Source organism: Pantoea sp. FN0302, from assembly GCF_050113775.1.
GTDB lineage: Bacteria > Pseudomonadota > Gammaproteobacteria > Enterobacterales > Enterobacteriaceae > Mixta > Mixta alhagi.
Window position 1 is genome coordinate 1,449,102 of record NZ_JBNJSM010000001.1, and the last position, 19,076, is coordinate 1,468,177.

The 19,076-nt window shown below is 50.8% G+C and carries 21 protein-coding genes and 1 tRNA gene; 13 read left to right on the forward strand and 9 right to left on the reverse strand.

Going from position 1 to position 19,076, the window contains the following annotated elements; genetic code table 11:
* Nucleotides 1–153: 153 nt before the first annotated feature.
* Nucleotides 154–384, reverse strand: coding sequence for a DUF1272 domain-containing protein (locus ACQE32_RS06715; RefSeq protein ID WP_250652444.1), 231 nt, complete (start codon nucleotides 382–384; stop codon nucleotides 154–156).
* On the opposite strand from ACQE32_RS06715, the gene ACQE32_RS06720 reads away from it, so the two are divergent.
* Nucleotides 275–514, forward strand: a complete 240-nt coding sequence (locus tag ACQE32_RS06720; protein WP_426973094.1) for a hypothetical protein — start codon at nucleotides 275–277, stop codon at nucleotides 512–514. The two genes, ACQE32_RS06715 and ACQE32_RS06720, sit on opposite strands and share 110 nt — an antisense overlap.
* A gap of 22 nt (nucleotides 515–536) precedes the next feature.
* Here the strand turns inward: ACQE32_RS06720 and ACQE32_RS06725 are convergent, their stop codons facing one another.
* Complete coding sequence (locus tag ACQE32_RS06725) at nucleotides 537–1,394, reverse strand: manganese catalase family protein (RefSeq protein WP_426972933.1); 858 nt, start codon at nucleotides 1,392–1,394, stop codon at nucleotides 537–539.
* A gap of 483 nt (nucleotides 1,395–1,877) precedes the next feature.
* Between ACQE32_RS06725 and ACQE32_RS06730 the strand changes: the two genes are divergently transcribed.
* The 4 genes from ACQE32_RS06730 to ACQE32_RS06745 all read left to right on the forward strand — a co-directional run bounded on the left by ACQE32_RS06730 (nucleotide 1,878) and on the right by ACQE32_RS06745 (nucleotide 4,728).
* Nucleotides 1,878–2,411 (forward strand): hypothetical protein, encoded by a 534-nt coding sequence (locus ACQE32_RS06730; RefSeq protein ID WP_427021519.1) that lies wholly within the window; start codon nucleotides 1,878–1,880, stop codon nucleotides 2,409–2,411.
* A 171-nt stretch (nucleotides 2,412–2,582) separates the two neighbouring features.
* Entirely contained in the window at nucleotides 2,583–2,843 is a 261-nt protein-coding gene (locus ACQE32_RS06735) for a DUF2534 family protein (RefSeq protein WP_250652441.1), read from the forward strand.
* A 230-nt stretch (nucleotides 2,844–3,073) separates the two neighbouring features.
* Complete coding sequence (locus ACQE32_RS06740; protein ID WP_427021520.1) at nucleotides 3,074–3,949, forward strand: DUF4198 domain-containing protein; 876 nt, start codon at nucleotides 3,074–3,076, stop codon at nucleotides 3,947–3,949.
* A gap of 176 nt (nucleotides 3,950–4,125) precedes the next feature.
* Nucleotides 4,126–4,728 carry a glutathione S-transferase family protein gene (locus ACQE32_RS06745; protein ID WP_426972938.1) on the forward strand — a complete coding sequence of 201 codons (603 nt, stop codon included), beginning with the start codon at nucleotides 4,126–4,128 and terminating at the stop codon, nucleotides 4,726–4,728.
* Nucleotides 4,729–4,772: 44 nt separating this feature from the next.
* On the opposite strand, the gene ACQE32_RS06750 is transcribed toward ACQE32_RS06745, so the two are convergent.
* Nucleotides 4,773–5,021 (reverse strand): hypothetical protein, encoded by a 249-nt coding sequence (locus ACQE32_RS06750; protein WP_427021521.1) that lies wholly within the window; start codon nucleotides 5,019–5,021, stop codon nucleotides 4,773–4,775.
* 661 nt (nucleotides 5,022–5,682) lie between these two features.
* Here ACQE32_RS06750 and ACQE32_RS06755 point away from each other — a divergent pair.
* The gene (locus ACQE32_RS06755; protein ID WP_427021522.1) at nucleotides 5,683–7,242 is read left to right on the forward strand and encodes a sensor domain-containing diguanylate cyclase; all 1,560 of its coding nucleotides are present in this window, start codon (nucleotides 5,683–5,685) and stop codon (nucleotides 7,240–7,242) included.
* 75 nt (nucleotides 7,243–7,317) lie between these two features.
* On the opposite strand, the gene ACQE32_RS06760 is transcribed toward ACQE32_RS06755, so the two are convergent.
* Both ACQE32_RS06760 and ACQE32_RS06765 read right to left on the reverse strand, forming a co-directional pair.
* The gene (locus ACQE32_RS06760) at nucleotides 7,318–8,547 is read right to left on the reverse strand and encodes an amino acid permease (RefSeq protein WP_426972943.1); all 1,230 of its coding nucleotides are present in this window, start codon (nucleotides 8,545–8,547) and stop codon (nucleotides 7,318–7,320) included.
* 359 nt (nucleotides 8,548–8,906) lie between these two features.
* Nucleotides 8,907–8,982 (reverse strand) — tRNA-Val (locus tag ACQE32_RS06765).
* Nucleotides 8,983–9,460: 478 nt separating this feature from the next.
* On the opposite strand from ACQE32_RS06765, the gene ACQE32_RS06770 reads away from it, so the two are divergent.
* The 5 genes from ACQE32_RS06770 to ACQE32_RS06790 all read left to right on the forward strand — a co-directional run bounded on the left by ACQE32_RS06770 (nucleotide 9,461) and on the right by ACQE32_RS06790 (nucleotide 13,356).
* Nucleotides 9,461–9,739, forward strand: a complete 279-nt coding sequence (locus tag ACQE32_RS06770) for a hypothetical protein (RefSeq protein ID WP_426972945.1) — start codon at nucleotides 9,461–9,463, stop codon at nucleotides 9,737–9,739.
* A 134-nt stretch (nucleotides 9,740–9,873) separates the two neighbouring features.
* The gene (locus ACQE32_RS06775; protein WP_427021523.1) at nucleotides 9,874–11,157 is read left to right on the forward strand and encodes an arsenic transporter; all 1,284 of its coding nucleotides are present in this window, start codon (nucleotides 9,874–9,876) and stop codon (nucleotides 11,155–11,157) included.
* A 30-nt stretch (nucleotides 11,158–11,187) separates the two neighbouring features.
* A complete protein-coding gene (gene arsC / locus ACQE32_RS06780) occupies nucleotides 11,188–11,610 on the forward strand; it encodes an arsenate reductase (glutaredoxin) (RefSeq protein ID WP_426972947.1) in 423 nt (140 codons plus the stop codon).
* A gap of 640 nt (nucleotides 11,611–12,250) precedes the next feature.
* Nucleotides 12,251–12,826: a TetR/AcrR family transcriptional regulator gene (locus tag ACQE32_RS06785; protein WP_427021752.1), complete on the forward strand. Its 576-nt coding sequence runs from the start codon at nucleotides 12,251–12,253 to the stop codon at nucleotides 12,824–12,826.
* 53 nt (nucleotides 12,827–12,879) lie between these two features.
* Nucleotides 12,880–13,356: a DUF1348 family protein gene (locus ACQE32_RS06790; RefSeq protein ID WP_427021524.1), complete on the forward strand. Its 477-nt coding sequence runs from the start codon at nucleotides 12,880–12,882 to the stop codon at nucleotides 13,354–13,356.
* Nucleotides 13,357–13,557: 201 nt separating this feature from the next.
* Here ACQE32_RS06790 and ACQE32_RS06795 read toward each other — a convergent pair whose 3' ends face one another.
* The 3 genes from ACQE32_RS06795 to ACQE32_RS06805 form a co-directional block, all read right to left on the reverse strand.
* Nucleotides 13,558–14,820: an amino acid permease gene (locus tag ACQE32_RS06795; RefSeq protein ID WP_427021753.1), complete on the reverse strand. Its 1,263-nt coding sequence runs from the start codon at nucleotides 14,818–14,820 to the stop codon at nucleotides 13,558–13,560.
* Between the two features lie 9 nt (nucleotides 14,821–14,829).
* The gene (locus ACQE32_RS06800; RefSeq protein ID WP_426972949.1) at nucleotides 14,830–15,228 is read right to left on the reverse strand and encodes a branched-chain amino acid transport system II carrier protein; all 399 of its coding nucleotides are present in this window, start codon (nucleotides 15,226–15,228) and stop codon (nucleotides 14,830–14,832) included.
* A gap of 756 nt (nucleotides 15,229–15,984) precedes the next feature.
* Complete coding sequence (locus tag ACQE32_RS06805) at nucleotides 15,985–16,296, reverse strand: hypothetical protein (protein ID WP_426972950.1); 312 nt, start codon at nucleotides 16,294–16,296, stop codon at nucleotides 15,985–15,987.
* A 110-nt stretch (nucleotides 16,297–16,406) separates the two neighbouring features.
* Here ACQE32_RS06805 and ACQE32_RS06810 point away from each other — a divergent pair, with 110 nt between their 5' ends.
* Entirely contained in the window at nucleotides 16,407–16,925 is a 519-nt protein-coding gene (locus ACQE32_RS06810; protein WP_427021525.1) for a GrpB family protein, read from the forward strand.
* A 126-nt stretch (nucleotides 16,926–17,051) separates the two neighbouring features.
* Here the strand turns inward: ACQE32_RS06810 and ACQE32_RS06815 are convergent, their stop codons facing one another.
* On the reverse strand, nucleotides 17,052–17,540 hold the full coding sequence (locus ACQE32_RS06815; RefSeq protein ID WP_427021526.1) for a DinB family protein: 489 nt from the start codon (nucleotides 17,538–17,540) through the stop codon (nucleotides 17,052–17,054).
* Nucleotides 17,541–17,934: 394 nt separating this feature from the next.
* On the opposite strand from ACQE32_RS06815, the gene ACQE32_RS06820 reads away from it, so the two are divergent.
* Nucleotides 17,935–18,978: an NAD-dependent epimerase/dehydratase family protein gene (locus tag ACQE32_RS06820; RefSeq protein ID WP_427021527.1), complete on the forward strand. Its 1,044-nt coding sequence runs from the start codon at nucleotides 17,935–17,937 to the stop codon at nucleotides 18,976–18,978.
* Nucleotides 18,979–19,076: the final 98 nt, after the last annotated feature.

Consider the following 19,076-nt stretch of genomic DNA (forward strand, 5'->3'; position numbering starts at 1 on the left):
CACAGACAGGTCGCATCATGTTAAAGGAGGTAAAATTACGGCGTTAGCCGTTATTGCTAACCACCCGACTGGGTAACGGGCAAATAACGGCATGGCCTGCAGACCACGGCTACACGCTTATTTATGTGAGATTAACGCAGCCAGAACACGGCTTTAACAGGGCGAAACCACCCTTTTCGTAGCGGCAGGATGAGCGAGTAGTTTATTACGCGGCCTGACAGGTCGACGTACCAGCTCACCTCCGCAGTTAGGGCATCGCTCCTGAAGCCGGGTTGTGGCGCAGCTGCGACAGAAAGTACATTCAAAAGAGCAGATCATTGCCAGCGGTGATTCCGGTGGGAGATCGCAATCACAGCACTCGCAATTCGGTCTTAATTCCAGCATGGCCGCCTCCACAGCGATGATTTCAACCCGTAACAATATTGGCACAGAAGCCAGAAAAAAGAAGCATGCTCTTTTTTTACAGCAAAAAATAAGGCCACCGCAGGGTGGCCTTGTGCAGCTTGCAAAATGAACAGCGCTAATCAGCGTTCAGCTTATTTAACCGTGCCCGCTGGCGGTACCGTACCGGAAATCTGCTCACTCTGCGCGCCAGATCCCGGACGGGCTGGCCCCAGTAACGGCTCATCACCAAGGATTTCAGGTTTTTCTTTAGCGGTAAACTGCCCTTTGCCATCATAAGAAGGGCCTTCGCTCCAGCGACCTTTCGGCAACGGTTTATCCAGAGACGTGTTCAGACAATAATAAGAATGCTCTGTTGCCTCATTTTCCTGTGGGAAGCTGTTAGGAATAGGCAGAGAGGCGTTCAGACCACCCATATCTTCAATCACCGCCAGCCATTGCTGCTGGTGCATGGTATCGCGGGCGATCAGGAAGGACAGGAAATCTTTCATGCCTTTATCTTCAGTCATGTTATACAGGCGGGTAGCCAGCACACGCCCTGTCGCCTCGGCCGTGACGTTTGCCAGCATATCTGCCGCAACGTTACCTGAAGCATAGATATGGCTCATATCAAAAGGCATGCCGTTAGCATTCACCGGCATGGCCGCCAGACCTGAAGAAAGAATATGACGTGGATTCATGCCGCCAAGAATGGCATTCACCACTGGATCTTTGGCTGAGGCTTCCTGATAAGAAAGCGGCGCACCTTCAAGATTCAGCGCGACGGCATAGGCCAGCATTTCGATATGACCCAGCTCCTCCGTGGCGGTAGACATCAGCAGATCCCTGATACGTGCATCGCCGCGCGCGCCCATTGCCTGGAAGAAATACTGCATTGCTACGCGAATTTCGCCTTCTACCCCGCCGATAGCCTGTTGCAGCAGCATCGCGAATTCTGGATCGGGTTTTTCTACTCGTACCGGAAACTGCATTTTTGATGAGTGGTGAAACATACAATCCTCCTCTCTTGCCTGGTAGGTTGAAACGTCTAAAGCCTAAACAAGCCTGGAAGGTGTTTATGCATAAATCAAATATCAATAATAAAGATTCTCATTTGAGACATGCTATACAGCATCATTTTGTCTGGCTTCGCCTGGCCTGCAGCCCGATTATCTTGATGAAAGTTACCGTCATATTTGCGCATTATCATGCATTTTAACCGCCAGATATTTCTTTAAACGGCACCAGGCAATGCCCGGACCTTATGATTATATTTAAGGCGTTTCCTATCAAATCGAAAGGTCTAATCACCGGAAATCTTCTCTCACCGGTTATTGCCCCATGCATTTGCCTGCACCCGGCCCGTATCAAAAAAACTAACCTGTCGGCCGGGGCGGAGCTGGTACTCCCCACGGTTCGTTCTATGCTGATAGAAGCACTTTCAGCGCTATAAATTGTCAGCGGCAAAATAATTAAAGCGATTCAGGAGAGTAAAAATGAATATTGCATGTCTGGGTTGGGGCTCGCTACTGTGGAAGCCTGATCCGCTACCAGTCAGCGGCGAGTGGCACGCTGATGGTCCCTGGCTTCCGATTGAATTCTCCCGCATTGGCGATAATGGTGAACTGGCAACCGCAGTTTGTCTTAATGCTCCTGCTGTGCAGGTTTTCTGGGCGCTGTTGGCTGTTGATACGTTGGAACAGGCTTGCGAAGCGTTGCGCCAGCGCGAACAGATCCCGCAAGACAGAAATGATGGCGTCGGCGTGCTGATTGCTCAGGGTTCGCCTGTTGGTCCGCTGGCAGAGTGGGCGCAGCAGCGTCAAATTGATGCGGTAATCTGGACAGCACTACCGCCACGCAGCGCGAACAACGAAGGATTAGTTCCCACGATTGACGATGCCATCGCCTATCTTCGTAGCCTGGAGGGCGAGAAGCGTGAGCATGCACGTAACTACCTTGCTCAGGTGCCGCAACAGTTAGATACACCCTATCGTCGTGCCATTAGCCAACAACTGGGCTGGAGTGGTTAACGCAGGCCCGGGCTATTTGTACTGGACGGCCTTTCCTGCCCTCTCTTACAGGCAGGGCGCAGCGTCCAGAGCCCGGTTATCGGTTCAATGGGCGAGATAGTCAGCAGCTAAAACGGTATACTTGCTTAGCGGTTAGCACGATCGCTGTTATTAACGCAAAAGAGGCGTTGTATGTTGCTTGAAAAATTAAAAAAACCTGAAGGCAAAAAGTTTCTGCTTTCGGTGCTGGTAATTTTTATCATTGCGCTGTCAATTCTTATTCGCGCTACCATTGGCGGCGTAATTGAAGAATACAACCTGCCGCTCTCAGCCTGGTCAATGCAAATGTATATCCTGCAGGGCGCAATGGTGCTGGTTTACACCACGGTAATTACACTTATCTTTTCTCTACCGCTGGCATTCTATTTTTTGGGCGAAAAAGAGACACATTAACCAGCTTCATTAACTTTCTGCTCTCTCCCGACTACCGCCAGCCCTGCGCTACGGTAGTTGAGGCTTTCTGTTTAGCAACGGCCACCTGTTTTATCTGCAGCAATCCCCATCACAATGCTACCCAGTGAGAATTTGTTATGATATAACATTTCGCGCCCGTGGCGACTGTAGCGTTCGACGCTGTTAAGCGCCCGGTCAACTGGAACCTTTGGGAATGTTCAGGAGATAAAATGAAAAATATGCTGTTGAGTGCCACGCTTTCCATCACGGCGCTAACCTCTACCGGCCTGCAGGCGCATGAGCTATGGTTAAACGTACCGCCGGTCACGGCAGGCAATCCGCTACAAATTGAGATGGGATATGGGGAAAATTTCCCGCATGGCGAGCCGATCCTAGCCGCGCGTCAGGCGCTGTTTGCTCCGCTCAGGGTCACAGGCAGCGATGGCAAAGTCACTGAGTTCCCGATTAACAGCGAACAGTACAAATTCAGTCAGAACAACGCCGCCAGCGGATCCGTACTGGTGACGGCCACCTATAAGCCCGCTTTCTGGTCTCTGAAGCCTGACGGTGAGAAATATCAGTGGCGTCAGAGCAATAAATCTCAGTGGGCCGGCAGCTATTGCATGGAAAGCACCATGAGCGCTAAAACAGTCAGTTATGTCGGCGCGCCGGGAACTAACAGCGCTCTGACCCAGCCAACCGGCGTCCGACTGGAATTTGTGCCTGAGGTCGATCCCGCTACGCTCAAAACCGGCGATACGCTCACCCTTACGCTGTTAGCTAACGGAAAACCGCTGGCTAATCATGAAGTGAGTATTGCCATGGTGGATTTATCAGCTCCGCGTGATGCCGCTAAACCGCATGCCCACCATCATCATCATCACAGCGTGGATGCCAACCTGAGCCACCCGGCCCTGGCGCATACCTATGCTTATGAAAATGCAGCCATGAAAGATCGTACTGACAGCAGCGGCAAATTAAGCCTGCCCATTCTGAAAGCCGGGCAATGGCTGCTGATGACGGCTAACGATACGCCTTACAAAGATAAAGCGGTTTGCGATATTCACCTCGATCAAACCACTTTTGGCTTTTCAGTAGCTAAATAGTTTCTGATAACCTGGAGCGCGGCTCCAGGCTTTCATTTTAGTGCATCCTCATCCGCAACGCTCTGTGCAAATCATTAAGCAGTGTGAGCGGTTTCCTCTTCTGCTACGCTAAGCTGCTAACAATGTTTTGCCGCGTCAGACTGCGCTGACGCAACGGGAAACTAAATAAGAGGAGAATGACGCTGAAAATCTACACCTATCCTAAAAGCCGCTCGCTGCGTGTGTTATGGACGCTGGAAGAAATGGAGCTCCCTTATCAGCCCGTCCGGGTCGCCCTGAAGCCGGGAGAGCCAGGAATAAGATCGCCTCATCCTCAGCGTAAAGTTCCGGTGCTGGAAGATGGCTCATTTTTTCTGGCTGAAACGCAGGCTATCTGTAAATTTATCTGCACGAAATATGCCGGACGCGTGCTCTATCCGGTGCAGCCGGAGGAGCAGGCGATCATCGATCAATGGTTAAGCTTTGCAATAACCGAGCTGGAAGCGCCCGTGTGGTTAACATTAAAGCACAAGCTGCTGTTGCCTGAATCAGCGCGGGTGAAAGCCGTTGCCGAAAGCGCTGCGGCTGATGCTCAAACAGCGCTGCGCCTGCTGTCGCAGGCCCGTTTGGATCGCTGGATCGCCGGTGAAAACTTTACCCTGGCCGATATTTTCCTGGCGCATAATCTTGCCTGGTCGCAGGCGGCTGGCCTGACGCTTAGCGAACCGTTAGCAGATTATGTAAAGCGCTGTTTTTCCCGTCCCGCCAGCCTTCGGGCAGTAGAAATGAATAATCGTTAAGATCCACAGGAAGGCGTGAACGCCTTCCCTTCCCTCAACACGTCTCAGACATTTTTCACTTCAACCAGTACCAGCGGATTTCTTTTTACTTTGCAGGCCTGGGTCCACGCAAGCTGGCAGACAGAACAGTAGTCATGCACCTCCGACTGATATTCATATTCAATATAACAACGAAACTTCTCACCATATGAACTAAGCCGGCAGAAGCGACGCGGTTCCAGCAGCTCGTTCAGCTGCAAAAAAGTCAAGGCGGAAGGATTATGGAATCCAACGCGAATACGATAAGTAGTCATGCGTCGATTATTTCCATAAAGCTCAGCCCAGGCCAGCTGATCGTACTTCTTCCTGAGATAGGCAAAAGCTTAAAAATCGTATTATGTCTGTTGAAACCATTAACATTCTGTACAAAAAATTCCCTTGTCTGTAGGATATTTTGCGTGTTTCAACCGGAGCCTTCAACGCGCCACGATAGCCGGAAATTAATAGATAAATAACGCTATGGAGAAAGTCATGACGCTGAAAAAATTGATGTGGCTACTGGCAATAGCCGCAGGCTTTACTGCGGCGATTCACGTATCCGATAGTCTGATTAACCAACAGATCGCCCAAATGGCAGAACAGGAAGAGTGACGTTTTTATCCGTGCGCTAAAGTTCCACCGCCGCGCGCCGATAGTCATCAAACCTGACGAGATAGCGCTGTGCCTGTGGGTTCGCCCTGCTCGTAAGGTGACTAATCACTGACGTAATCTTGTAAGCTGCTTGCCGGTATCGCTATCGGCCCTTCGGAAATGTCCAGCCCGCTTCGTGCGGGCTTTTTTATGGCGTTAACTCAGCGTCTTTTTGCTGCTGCCGACTGACCATTACAGCGCTACGACTTAAGGCTGATCCGTTGATGCCGTAAAAGCATAAGCTGTGCTTTACTTAAAAGTCCTTCCCCGGCGGCGAAAAGATCCATGAAAATCAGCAAAAAACTTTCCGGCACGTTTGTTCTGCACTCTTCGCTTGGCAGGACAATGATGATATTTATGCTGCTGCTGCTGACTGCAGTGTTGGTGGTTAGCGCATGGACGCTTGACCGCTCCTGGTCGCGTAAGCTGCAGGATACCGAGAGCAGCGCGGTCAACCTTTCTGTATCGCAGGCGCGCCAGGCAGAAGATACCTTTTTACAAACAGAAATCACGCTGCGTGCTATCCAGCGTGAGATTCCGGCTAGCGGTCCAACCCATGCGGATAAAGCAGCGCTAAACGCCGCACTGGCAGAGATGAAAAGCGGACTGCCGCAGTTGAATGGCCTGTTTGTCTATGATGCCCAGGGAAACTGGATCGCCACTGCCGCCGGCCAAACGCCAACCGGCATGAATAATGCCGATCGGGAATATTTTACTTACCATCGTAACAATCGTCATGGTGGTATCCATATCGGTCAGGTGATCCGCAGCCGTTCGACCGGCGAACTGGTGATCCCGGTTTCGATACGCCTGAATGATGCGGGCAACGGCTTCGTCGGCGTGGCGCTGGCAACGGTGCGGATTGAATCTTTTAAGCGTTTTTACAGCTATTTTGAGCTGGGCGAAGGTGACCTGCTGGCGCTGCTGCTGGATGACGGAACCGCTCTCTATGTCCGCCCTCTCCCGGATACTTTTATCAATCAAAGCCTCTCAGCCAGCCCGTTGTTTACCACTCAGCTGGTTCGTGCGGATCGGGGAAAAGGCACCTGGAACTCTGCGCTGGATGATAAAGTGCGTATTTTTGGCTATGCGCGCTCCGGTCAGTATCCATTGATTGTGGCGGCCGGATTCGATAAATCTGCGCTCTGGTCACGGTGGTTGCATGACAGCATGCCGGATTTGGTGCTAAACGGTACGCTGCTGCTGATCATCGTTTTGATCGGCACGCTGGTTCTGCGTCAGGTACGCACCAATGTAGAAAACCAGGTCGAGCTCACCACGCTGCGCGATGAGCTGACCACCATCAATCAAAGCCTGCAGGCGCTGGCGCTGCTGGATGGCCTGACAGGCCTGGCGAACCGTCGCCAGTTTGATCTTTTTCTGGGTCAAAGCCTGAAACGTTCAGGGCTCAGCGGTAAAGGGGTGGGATTAATCATGATGGATATCGATTTTTTCAAACTTTACAACGATACCTATGGTCACGTTGCTGGCGACAACTGCCTGCGGCGCGTAGGAGAGGCGTTGAAAAATCTCCCCCTGCGGCAAACAGATTTAATAGCACGCTACGGCGGTGAAGAGTTTGCGATTGTGCTGCCGGATACCTCGCCTGACGCGACCTTGCATATTGCACAAAACGCCGTTGACGCGGTACGCGAAGCGGCCATCCCGCATGAAAGCACCACATTAGAAGCGGGCGTGGTGACACTCAGCGCTGGCTGTATTGTTCTGGTGGGCAGTGATGACGCACAGGATGCGCAGCGCATTAAGGAAGGCGCTGACCATGCGCTCTATCAGGCCAAGCATAATGGCCGCAACCGGGCATTGATAAGCGAGGCGAGTGAATAATCTGCATGCTGCCGCCTGTTGCTGGCAACGCTTCTGTCTGAGCGGGAAAGGGCCCTCCCTCTCCCGCTACGCCGGTTACATCATTGAATAGAGCAGCGCCGAAAGTGTGGCGATACCGCCCGCTAAAATCACCAACGCTTTGCCGCCGCGCAGAAAAGCGAGGCCGGGCTTGTTATAAATCAGCCAGGCGGGGATTAAAAACAAAATAATGGCGATCAGCGGGCCGCAGAATGCTTCGATCAACGTAATGACGTTTGGGTTTTCGTAAACAATCAACGAGGTGACGCCATACATCGCCAGCATGGCCGCCGCCTGACTGATTTTTCGGCCTTTATCGCTACGGCAGTTAAACAGCCTGACGGTAAAGTCGCTAAAGGTTTCCGCTACCGATAGCGAGACGCCAAGGAAGGATTTTGTCATGCCGATAATGGCGATCAGGGGCGCGATATAAAACAGCACGCCAGCGCTGCCCGGTGATGAAATAACCGACAGCACGTTCAGATTTTTCTCTTTTGCCTCGACAAATGTTGCGTGCGGAATGCTCAATACACAGCTGAAAACAAAAAAGATAATACTGAGGAATATCGCCAGATAGGCAACTTTTATTACCCGATATACCCGCAGCTTATCTTGCGATTGCTGATAGTGCGCCACCAAAGGCGAGATAATCGGCGCACAGCAAAAAGAGAAAGTGATTAGCGGCAACGTCAGCCAGATATTTTTAAAAGTGGTTTCAGCAGAGGCATCGGGCAGCGCATTCAGGGCATCGGTCACGTTACTCCAGCGCCATGCTGGGATCTGTACGGCGGCAATCGCAATAATGGCCACGGCAAAAGGCAACGCCAGAGTGCCTAACGTGCTGACGACTTTACTGCGGCCTTTGCTCAGAATACCAAACAGCACAACCATACATAACAGAGTCAGTAACCCTTTGTTGATGCGGGCGAAGTGGAGATGATCTACCAGGAAGTTATCCAGCGCATTAACCAGCGAAATGCCATACACCAGCATTACCGGGTAAAACGCGACGCAGTAGAGCAGCGTCATCAGCCAGTCGCCACGCGGCCCAAACCAGGTGCTCAGGGCTGGCAGACGCTGAGGCGTGGCTTCACTCATATAGACGCGCGCCAGCACCAGATGCGGCAGCAATGAGAGCGGTAACCCCAGCAGCAGCATAATAATAAAAATAAGCGGCCCACGCGTACCAATCTCAATCGGCAAAAAAAGCGTGCCTGCGCCCACCGTGGTGCCATACAAACCTAACGTCCAGATCGTATCCTGGAGTTTCCAACCCTGCTGTTTCATAAAAACCTACAAATAAACCATCAAGAATCAAATAAAATGTACAGACTCTGTGTCTCTGGGTAAGGGAACCAGTCAGGATAGAGAAACGTCTGCAGAGGCGCATTCTATCAGAAAAAAGATGACAGGGCGGCGTGTCAGTAAATTGTATAATTATGAGACAAAATATCAGATTCTATTAAAGCGGGGAAAGTCATTTTAAATATGGCTATTTATTCTATTAATCTTTGCTCTTATTATTTTATAAAGGGGAAATTATTAGCCAACAGCAAATAATTAACAGAATATTTATCTTTATGAAATAAATCAGGCCGTGAGCGTAAAGGCATTACAGATAAACTGTTTGCCAGGGCAGCCAGGGTTGGAACGGGCAGCAGGACTCGAACCCGCATCCTCAGCCGGTACGGCTGGTGTAATCACCGCTTATACCACGCCCGTATTGCAAAAGTGTGAAAGGAAGATAGCAGCCTAAAGGCTTTTAGCCCACCGGGGATGTTCAGCCGGGCTGGTCACACAGGAAGCCATAGTAAGAGGACGCTGGCAGCAAGCGCAGCTCGCTCCGTGCCGGGTTTTTTTAGTGCTGGACTGGCAGGTAAAGATGAATTTATTGCTACCGCAGATGGGACAACAGAACTTTAATGAATGCATAATCACCTCATGTAAATAACATCTCGTACATTTCTGACGAGCCTTAAGACTACGCTTAACCTTCGCTTTAACAAGTCTCCGTATTGATTAAAATTGCATATATTTATCTATATTTGTCAGTCAGGGTTACACGAACAGGCTTAGCGTTGTGCCGCCGCTGCGATCGTTTAGGATAAATCTTAATCATCGCCCTTTCATCTTTGCTAAATGGCAAACTGGATATCTGCGTTTAGGCTGATAATTCAGACCACGGTAATCAGGAGGTGTTATGCCCTCTGTTCAACTGCACATCAAAGACCATCCGGAATATGCATTCACCGGTAACTATTTTACGGAGCAGCCTGAAGGAGAAAATGCATCCCCACGCAGCCATTTTGAAATTTTAAAGGCGACGCAACCTGCCGAAGCTTTTGAGGAGCTGAATCAGGGCGATACCGTGACCTTTGTTTCCGCCAGCGGCCAGGTGGAAGAGATGTTGCTGAGTAACGAAACGCCTTCACATATTATTTTTGTCTCTCGCGACTCGCTTTCAGGCGACATAGCCTGATATCTGGCCTGTGTATCAGCCCCGTTTCTGTACGCGTCTCATGCTGCTGAGGTGCGTTTTACAGGATCGGGGCTGTTTTTTTGTCTTTAGCTGCTGTATTTGTTATTACCATTTTTTTTCACAGCGGAGTTGCCATGTTGTTGGCTGGTGCAATTTTTATTTTTACCCTTGTTTTGGTTATCTGGCAGCCGCGCGGCCTGCAGATTGGCTGGAGCGCTTCTATCGGCGCTGCGCTGGCTCTGCTTAGCGGCGCGGTCAGCATCAGCGATATCAGCATTGTCTGGCAAATCGTCTGGAACGCCACGGCCACCTTTATTGCCATTATTATTATTAGTCTGTTGTTGGATGAGAGCGGCTTTTTTGAATGGGCAGCGCTGCATGTGGCGCGTGGCGGGCATGGTCGTGGAAAGCGGCTATTTACCCTGATTATTCTACTGGGTGCCTGCGTGGCGGCGCTGTTTGCCAATGATGGCGCCGCGCTTATTCTCACCCCCATCGTGATTGCTATGCTGCTGGCGCTGGGCTTTAGTCGTGCCTCAACGCTCGCCTTCGTGATGGCCGCCGGGTTTATTGCCGATACCTCCAGCCTGCCGCTGGTGGTTTCCAACCTGGTCAACATCGTAACGGCGGACTACTTCCATCTGGGCTTTAGTGATTACGCGCGGGTTATGGTGCCGGTGGATCTTGCTGCCATTGCCGCCAGTCTGGCAATGCTGCACCTTTTCTTCCGTCGGGGTATTCCTGTGGTCTATGATACCGCACGGCTTAAAGCGCCCGAGGAGGCCATTCGCGATCGACGCACCTTCAGGGCGGGCTGGATTGTACTGGCTATCCTGCTGATCGGCTTTTTTGTGCTGGAGCCGCTTGGCGTGCCGGTAAGCCTGGTGGCTGCAGTGGCCGCGCTGATCCTCTGGCTGATTGCCCGTCAGGGGAAAGTTATTGATACCGGCAAAGTATTACGCGGCGCGCCGTGGCAAATTGTGATTTTTTCCCTCGGCATGTATCTGGTGGTTTACGGACTGCGTAACGCGGGCCTGACCAGCTTTCTCTCTGCCCTTCTCAATCAGCTGGCGCAACAGGGTATCTGGGTCGCTACGCTTGGCACAGGCTTGCTTACCGCTGCGCTTTCTTCGGTAATGAATAATATGCCGACGGTATTAATCGGCGCACTCTCTATTAACGCCAGTGATGCGCAGGGCGTGATAAAAGAGGCAATGATTTACGCTAATATCATCGGCTGCGATCTTGGTCCTAAAATTACCCCGATCGGTAGCCTGGCAACGCTGTTGTGGCTGCATGTGCTGGCGCAAAAGGATATTCGTATCAGTTGGGGCTACTACTTCCGTGTGGGTTTGGTTATGACGCTGCCGGTTTTAGTGGTAACGCTTATCGCACTGGCGCTGTGGCTGTCAGTATAATCTGTCCGTGGCTATTTTTGAGAGGCTTTAATGAGCATTACTATCTATCACAACCCGAACTGCGGAACCTCGCGCAATACGCTGGCGCTGATTCGCAACAGCGGCGATGAACCACACATTATCTATTATCTGGAAACGCCGCCGTCGCAGGCAGAGCTGAAAGCGCTGCTTGAAAAGATGGGCATTGGCGTACGTGATGTATTACGAAAAAACGTTGAGCCTTATGCCACGCTGGGACTGGAAGAAGATCGTTTTAGCGATGAGCAGCTTATCGATTTTATGGTGCAGTATCCGTTACTGATTAATCGCCCGATTGTAGTGACGCCGTTGGGTACCCGGCTCTGCCGCCCGGCAGAAAAAGTTCTGGATATTCTGCCTAATCCGCAGCAGGGAATGTTTGTTAAAGAAGATGGCGAAATCATCATTGATGAGACCGGGAAACGCCTGAAATAATGGCAATGTAGCTCACCGCCATCGTACAGAACGATGGCGGTGAGTCGCCTGGACCTGCTAAACGCCCTGCTAGCGACACTGCCCTGTTATACCATCCCGCCCGTTTGGACAAACATCCGAGGCAGGGATCAGTGACGCCATACCCCATGAACAACCGGTAAGATATAAACAGACCACCAGCATTAATACCTTTTTCATAGCTCCCCTTCTGATGCGCCTGGGTATCTTGTTACCTGCGCACCTATTATAGGCGCTGTTTTCACCTTAGCAGCCCACACATGACGTTTTTGCGCGGCAGGTTGGCTTAGCGCGCTTTTTTAGCTTATCTGAAGCAATTCGCAGAATGCTGAATGCTTTCGTTATCGGCGCCTGCGCGGATGCTCAGAGCGTGGTCCGGTACAAGAGCAGCGACCTTTCCTTCATGAACCATGCCCATGCCCTAACAGGCCGGGCAGGCAGGAACGGGATCCCAACAGGGCGTTATCCGGCACGGGGAAACAGCCGTTTGAGGGTGACAGAAATGCGCGTCAGGCTGCGTGAACCAGAGCGCTTTCACATTTGGAAAACATTGCCTGCGTTCTCTGAAAATGTGCTTACCCTGTGGCTTGACAGGGTAGAACGATCGTTCTACCATCGCCTCATGAACAAAAAAACAACCGACACCCGGGAAAAAATCCTGGAAACCGCAGAGCGGCTTATTTATCAGAACGGCATTCATGCCACCGGCATGGACCTTCTGGTCAGGACCTCTGGCGTGGCCAGAAAAAGTATCTATCGCTACTTCGCAACCAAGGATGATGTGGCCGCTGCCGCGTTAAATGCGCGTGATGAGCGCTGGATGCAATGGTTCATAATGGAATGTAATAAAGGCACGTCCCCTCAGGAACGTATCCTGAATATGTTCACTGTACTCAAAGGCTGGTTTGAGTCAGATGGCTTTCGTGGCTGCGCCTTTATCAACACCGCCGGAGAAGTTGGTGATCCTGACGATCCCGTGCGGCAGATAGCAAAGCTTCATAAGCAAAAGCTGCTGGATTATACGCTTGAACTCACCCGTCAACTGAACATTGAGCAACCGTTAGCCCTGGCAAGACAGCTACTGATCCTCACAGAGGGCGCCATCACCATGTCGCATGTGATGGGCGATGCCAGCGCCGCCGACAGCGCAAGAGACGTGGCGCAGCTGCTGCTGAAGCAGGCCACTCACCCGGCCTGAGCGTCGAAAATATTGACTCTACTGATATATCCTGATCGCCTGGAGGCGCTACCATGTCCGAAAAACAGATTCGCCCGCCCCTTCCTCCCTTCACTCGCGAAACGGCGATTGAAAAGGTACGGCTCGCTGAGGATGGCTGGAACAGCCGCGATGCTGAAAAGGTATCGCTGGCTTATACGCTGGATACTCAATGGCGTAACCGAGCCGAGTTTGTTACTCATCGTGAAGAAGCCAAAAGTTTCCTGATCCGTAAATGGAAAAAGGAGCTGGAGTATCGCCTGATCAAGGAATTATGGGCGTTTACTGATAACCGCATCGCCGTACGGTATGCCTATGAATGGCATGATGACTCGGGTAACTGGTTCCGCTCTTATGGCAATGAAAACTGGGAGTTTGAAGCAGATGGCCTGATGCACCGCCGCTTCGCCTGTATCAACGATATGCCAATCGATGAGAGCGAGCGCAAGTTCCACTGGCCGCTGGGACGTCGTCCGGATGATCATCCGGGGCTGTCGGAGCTGGGCCTCTAGCCTGTTCCATTTTTTCCCGGCAGGCTTATCACTCTCACTTAGCCAAAGGCTTTTTTCAAAGTCGAAATTAACGATATATGTTTAACGCAGACAGTGGACTGCCCCTCCGCTGTCTGCGTTGTGCCAGAAGCAGGCATGTTGGGCAAATAAATCACCTATCGGACCTGAATATTCTTAGCGTTATTCTGCCATCGTCACTTATTAAATAATTGACCAGAGCAGTGCAGACAGCGTTGCCACTCCACCCAGCATGACCAGAAATACCGTCACGCCGCGTAGCTGCGCCAGCGCAGTGCGGGTGTAAATGAGGTACACGGGGATCAGGAACAGGATCACCGCAATCAGTGGCCCACAAAGGGTTTCAATCAGGTTGAGCACATCCGGATTGGCGTAAACGATGCTAAAGGTCAGCAGAAACAGCACCAGAGAGGCCACGCGCTTGTTGGTAGTGGTCTTTTTGCCGGATACGCTGGCGGCCAGCTGGCCGCACATCTCTGCGACCGACAAACCTACCCCCAGAAAGGATTTCGTCATACCGATGATAGCGATGAACGGGGCGACGTAATAAATCAGGCTGAAACCACCGTTCCCCTTCATCACAGACAACACGTTCAGGTTCTCCGCCTTCGCCCGCACAAAGCTGCTATGCGGGATACTCAGCACGCAACTCAGCACGAAAAAGATGATGCTGGTGAAGATAGCCATATAAGCCACCCGGATCACGAACAACGCCTTGCTCTCACCCTCGGCTTTTCTTTCCCTGTAGTAAGAGGTCAGCGGGGACACCATCGGCGCACAGCAGAAAGAGAAGGTAATGAGCGGCAGCGTCACCCAGATACCTTTCAGGATCATCGGCATCGGCGTGGCCTTCACCTCGGTGAACGTGCTGGTCAGGTTTGACAGATGCCAGTCCGGGATAAGTGATACGGCGATCAGCAGTACAGATACAGCGAACGGCAGCGCCAGCGCACTCATGGTGGCCACCACCCTGTCGCGCCCCTTGCTCAGCACCACATACAGTGCAGCGACCACGATAAACGACAGCGGCCCACGGCTGATCACTGTAATGTGCATATGTTCTACCAGGAAGTTATCCAGCGCATTAACCAGCGCCACTCCGTAAACCAGCGTTACCGGGAAGAACGTCACGCAGTAGAACAGTGTGATCAGCTTTTCACCGCGTCCGCTGAAGAAGGAGCCAAAGATCGGCAGCTTGCCGTCTGCGATCTGCTCCTCACGCATGTATACACGACACAGGAGCAGATGCGGTATCAGGGATAACGGCAGGCCCAGCAGCAACATCACCAGGAAGATGACCGGGCCGCGTGTGCCAATTTCCACAGGCAGAAACAACGTTCCCGCCCCGACCGCTGTACCATACAGGCCCAGCGTCCAGATGTTGTCCTGCCAGCGCCAGCTGCGGCGCGTTGTGATGTTGCCTGTGGTAGTTATTGCTGTATTCATCATGGTTTATCACGCTGTTAGTTGGAGGCGACGATTACTTTTCTTGAGGTTTTGTCTTTTAGCAGTAGTAGTAGCGCCACAAGCGCGGTCGGCAGGATCCAGCCCAGTGATACGCTGGCGAGCGGCAGCGTATCCAGCAGGGTGACAGTAAAGCCCAGGGGTTTGAATACGGCGGTGTAGGTGCTGAACGCGATGCTTACCCATACCGGTAACGCGATCGTATGGGACGGCCAGCATCGGAAGAAGCACACCGGAAATATTGAACCCGATCGAAGAAATCAAATAATATTCGCTGGTCATCTTGCCAACAATTGGCGGATAGATAATGTTACCTGCACCGAGGAACAGCGCCAGGGTCATGAAGCTCAGAGCTATCACGTCGCTGGTGGGAAGGAATTGCTTTCGCATACCGTAAACCTTGTCAGTATGCCTGCAGGCAATTATCATCATTTAATGACGATACTTTAACAGGCGGTTAATTAAAAAAGGCATATGTTAAATCAACGAATAAATAACGTCTGACTTTCCCTGCCTGCACGCCTGTTAATTAAAAATAAATACCTTACTAATTAATTACCATAAGTAACCGTTATTCTGAAGGATATACTTATTCGATCATTTTATAGCGTGTATTAACAGGTATGCTTACACGGCATTAAAAAACCAGACTGAAAACATTCCGGTAACCATCCAGTATTTTTTGCCGCGCGTCGTGACATGTCACCGCCCTTTTATTTATGACAAAACAACAACATGCAGTGTTTTAAACCTCTTGCCATATGAAGTGCGAAAGGCTTTATGACGGGCGACGCGTATGGAGCCGGAAGAGGCTGTCAGAGGAATGGTTATAATGCAGTCGGGATGCCCGGTAATATCTCAAAAATGCATTTAACATCGTAATGAGTCCCTGACCGCTTAAGAAATTATCAAGTTAACGAGTTCAGGTGCTATTTATTTGCCTGTGCCAACCCAGTGTTACTGAACTTATTTTGCAGGCTGAACGTCCGCTTTTCGCTCTTGCGGACCTTACACCCCTTCCAGTCCGCTCTGTGCCAAGAGCGGACCTTCACATCAACTGTAGGCACCCACACTGCTATGTAAAATATGAGTACTGGGCACCCCCAAAGGGGAAGACACCGCCTCATGGCATCAGCCCGCAAATTATTACAAAGGGGAGACCGTTTGGACGTTATGCTGGAAAACGTAAGGATCGGATAGCAACTGAAATTGCTCGTCATCCGGATAGGTAACTGCAATCTGGTACTGTTCGCCTGCGAATGCTTTTACTGCCTCAAGATCTTTCCAGTAAGTTGCCAGGAAGAAATGCTCCCATTCACCCTGCGTCTCTCTTCGTACATATGCCCCCATATTTCCCGGTGTCCTCTCTGAATGTTCAACACCGGTTTTTTGCAAATGGTTTGCAAAGCCTTCTGCATGCCTGACTGGTACGCATCCGTGCCATGTTCTTACAATCATGTTTCTACCCATATGTTCTGGAAAGGTTTTAAACATAACATAGTGTGGAAGGAGGTGTGATTCGTAAACGAAATCGAATGTTAAATGCTCAGAGCCAGGAAGAGGTGTATATGCGAACGATTATTGTTGTGCCATACGATGATAAATGGCCTGAGATGTTTGAAGCTGAAAGTTTACTGATAAAGACATTGCTCGGTGGAGTGGCTAAAAGTATCCATCATATTGGCAGTACATCTGTGCCGGGTCTCTCAGCAAAGCCCGTAATTGACATACTGCTGGAAGTCTCCGACATCAATGAACTGGATAGATACAACTCTGCAATGACCCGCGCCGGGTATGTTGCTCGCGGAGAGAACGGGATTTCGGGGCGTAGATATTTCATTAAGGGCGGTGATCAGCGTAGTCATCAAGTGCATGCTTTTGCTGTTGGAGATATGCAGGTAGTAAGACATCTTGCTTTCCGTGATTACCTAAGAAAAAACAGAGCCATTGCTGGGAAGTATGCTGAGATAAAACTCTCGGCAGCATTACTCAGTAAAAACGATGTTCATCGCTATAGCGCGCTTAAAGCGAACTTTATAGAGCATCATCTACGACTGGCGCTGAATGCCCAGGAACGTTCGAGATAGATTTCGTTGCCGGGGTGTTATGTTCGATGTAATGGACATACTCAAACGCCATGAGCTACACGTCTGCTTTTTGCTCAAAGCGGCCATCGAAGCCGCTAGATAGGTAATTAGCAGAAGAACTACCTGTCAGTGATTATGATCCCTCAGAAAAACTGTCAGCACATCTTTCGGAGGAACACCTCCGCACTCAGAAATTAACCAGCCTACTGCCCCACGGTGGTAGGTTCCATGAAAAAGCATATGATTTAGCATATCTATGGCAGTCATTTTTCCCTCACCACCATCGACGAAACTGAACTTAATAGTTTCTTCTAAATCGGCTGGAGCCATTGAGCTGACTCGCTGGATATACCAGTTTGTACAGACGTCCATTTTGACCTCAAGCTCATCTACAGAGGGTGTTTCAGGGGTATTCAGGGCAGTATAACCATGCTGCTGTCCCGAAATATTGGCTCTAAAAATCATGTCTACCACATGAATATGGTTCATCAGTCTTAGCATCAGATGACGTTTTTCTGCATAAGCAGATTCGCTGATGCCTTTAATTGTTTTTAGAGTTTCGGCATCAATCCAACGCTTGAATTTTAAGAGTGTAACTAGTGTGCTCTTGTCCATGAATTTTCTCCTGATTTGCCTGTCCCGATTGCATATCAATAATGCACATTTTGTAGCAGACTTTCATCCTCTAAGGCATAAGCATAAGCGTGAACAAGGTCCGCTTTTCGCTCATTGCTGCCGAATGGGGCTGTTGCAGCTACTTTTTGTCACAAGCCAACATTGGCACTTTCGACAAACATCTACGGCGACTCGAAAAATTACTGTGTGGTATGGCGCGAACAGAGAGAAAAGCGCCTGGGGCTGCTTCGCCTGCTCATCGTTGTTTGACTCATTATGTTATATAGATCACCTTTTAATAACAGCATTCGGCAACGGTTCTGTTTGCTGCCAGCGGTAAAACCCTCTGTATGTTGCAGCTAATCTTGTTATATGAAACCAAACGGAGAATTATATGAATGATAAGCACGTATTGCTGGTCGGTGCTGGCGGCGTAGTTGGCTTTGCCGCTCATGATTCCTTCCATAAAGCGGGCTGGCAAATCACTACTCTTGGGCGTTCGCCGCACAGCCCTCACCCTTCTCCTCATATCAGCGCCGACCTGACCTCTTCAGAGGATCTTAATCAACACCGCGAAGCGTTTGAAACAGTGACGCATATCTTTTACGCCGCATTGCGCCAGGATCCCAATCCGGGCGTGGAGGCGGATATCAATGCGCTGATGTTTGAAAATCTGATCGGCGCGGTACGTTCGTCAGGCAATACGCTGAAACATACTATCTTTGTTCAGGGCGGAAAGGTTTATGGCGCACACCTGGGCGTTTACCGCACCCCAGCACGGGAAGAGGACAGCCGTCATTTTCCACCAAACCTCTATTTCCGGCATGAAGACTATGCGAGAAAGATTAGCGACGAAGGCATCGGCTGGACCGCACTGCGCCCCGATATCGTCATCGGTCACTCATTCGGATCGCCCATGAACCTGGGAAATCTGATCGGCGTGTACGGTACGATTTGCCGCGAAACGGGAACCGCTCTGCATTTCCCCGGCCCGGATGAAGCGTATCGCAATACGCTGGTGAACATCACTGACAGTCGCATCCTTGGTCAAAGCGCTGTCTGGGCTGCCGAAAATGCCAAATTCGGCGCGTTCAATATCACAAATGGCGACGTGTTCCGCTGGTGTCACGTCTGGCCGAAGCTGGCTGACTGGTTCGGCGTACCGGTCGGCGAGGCGCAACCTGTCTCGCTTAGCGAACGTCTCAGCGCGCTTAAGCCCCTCTGGTCATCCATCGCCGATAAGGCGCAACTGCAAGAGAAAGATATCGACAAGTTGGCGTTAGGTGGATTTGGTGACTTTATCTTCCATGTTGAGAAAGATGCCATATTTGACGTCACCAAAGCGCGCCGGGAAGGGTTTGACGCCATGATCAGGCGCTCCGATGACGTGTTGATTGAGCATCTGGAAGCCATGCGAAGCAGCAAACTTATACCCTGATATTTCAGGCAGCCTGGCGTCTGGCAGGCTGCCGATCTACTCTCCAGGCCCGTTTTGAAACGGCGGAATTAATACACCAACAAATCGCTCAGGAAGCG

What these genes read in the sequence shown, in the direction of transcription:
- ACQE32_RS06805 (WP_426972950.1), bottom strand. Translation starts at nt 16,296, where the DNA reads ATGATTGTAAGAACATGGCACGGATGCGTACCAGTCAGGCATGCAGAA.
- ACQE32_RS06800 (WP_426972949.1), bottom strand. Translation starts at nt 15,228, where the DNA reads ATGCGAAAGCAATTCCTTCCCACCAGCGACGTGATAGCTCTGAGCTTC.
- arsC (WP_426972947.1), top strand. Translation starts at nt 11,188, where the DNA reads ATGAGCATTACTATCTATCACAACCCGAACTGCGGAACCTCGCGCAAT.
- ACQE32_RS06725 (WP_426972933.1), bottom strand. Translation starts at nt 1,394, where the DNA reads ATGTTTCACCACTCATCAAAAATGCAGTTTCCGGTACGAGTAGAAAAA.
- ACQE32_RS06775 (WP_427021523.1), top strand. Translation starts at nt 9,874, where the DNA reads ATGTTGTTGGCTGGTGCAATTTTTATTTTTACCCTTGTTTTGGTTATC.
- ACQE32_RS06790 (WP_427021524.1), top strand. Translation starts at nt 12,880, where the DNA reads ATGTCCGAAAAACAGATTCGCCCGCCCCTTCCTCCCTTCACTCGCGAA.
- ACQE32_RS06730 (WP_427021519.1), top strand. Translation starts at nt 1,878, where the DNA reads ATGAATATTGCATGTCTGGGTTGGGGCTCGCTACTGTGGAAGCCTGAT.
- ACQE32_RS06785 (WP_427021752.1), top strand. Translation starts at nt 12,251, where the DNA reads ATGAACAAAAAAACAACCGACACCCGGGAAAAAATCCTGGAAACCGCA.
- ACQE32_RS06750 (WP_427021521.1), bottom strand. Translation starts at nt 5,021, where the DNA reads ATGACTACTTATCGTATTCGCGTTGGATTCCATAATCCTTCCGCCTTG.
- ACQE32_RS06815 (WP_427021526.1), bottom strand. Translation starts at nt 17,540, where the DNA reads ATGGACAAGAGCACACTAGTTACACTCTTAAAATTCAAGCGTTGGATT.
- ACQE32_RS06745 (WP_426972938.1), top strand. Translation starts at nt 4,126, where the DNA reads ATGACGCTGAAAATCTACACCTATCCTAAAAGCCGCTCGCTGCGTGTG.
- ACQE32_RS06820 (WP_427021527.1), top strand. Translation starts at nt 17,935, where the DNA reads ATGAATGATAAGCACGTATTGCTGGTCGGTGCTGGCGGCGTAGTTGGC.
- ACQE32_RS06795 (WP_427021753.1), bottom strand. Translation starts at nt 14,820, where the DNA reads ATGAATACAGCAATAACTACCACAGGCAACATCACAACGCGCCGCAGC.
- ACQE32_RS06755 (WP_427021522.1), top strand. Translation starts at nt 5,683, where the DNA reads ATGAAAATCAGCAAAAAACTTTCCGGCACGTTTGTTCTGCACTCTTCG.
- ACQE32_RS06740 (WP_427021520.1), top strand. Translation starts at nt 3,074, where the DNA reads ATGAAAAATATGCTGTTGAGTGCCACGCTTTCCATCACGGCGCTAACC.
- ACQE32_RS06760 (WP_426972943.1), bottom strand. Translation starts at nt 8,547, where the DNA reads ATGAAACAGCAGGGTTGGAAACTCCAGGATACGATCTGGACGTTAGGT.
- ACQE32_RS06715 (WP_250652444.1), bottom strand. Translation starts at nt 384, where the DNA reads ATGCTGGAATTAAGACCGAATTGCGAGTGCTGTGATTGCGATCTCCCA.
- ACQE32_RS06810 (WP_427021525.1), top strand. Translation starts at nt 16,407, where the DNA reads ATGCGAACGATTATTGTTGTGCCATACGATGATAAATGGCCTGAGATG.
- ACQE32_RS06735 (WP_250652441.1), top strand. Translation starts at nt 2,583, where the DNA reads ATGTTGCTTGAAAAATTAAAAAAACCTGAAGGCAAAAAGTTTCTGCTT.
- ACQE32_RS06770 (WP_426972945.1), top strand. Translation starts at nt 9,461, where the DNA reads ATGCCCTCTGTTCAACTGCACATCAAAGACCATCCGGAATATGCATTC.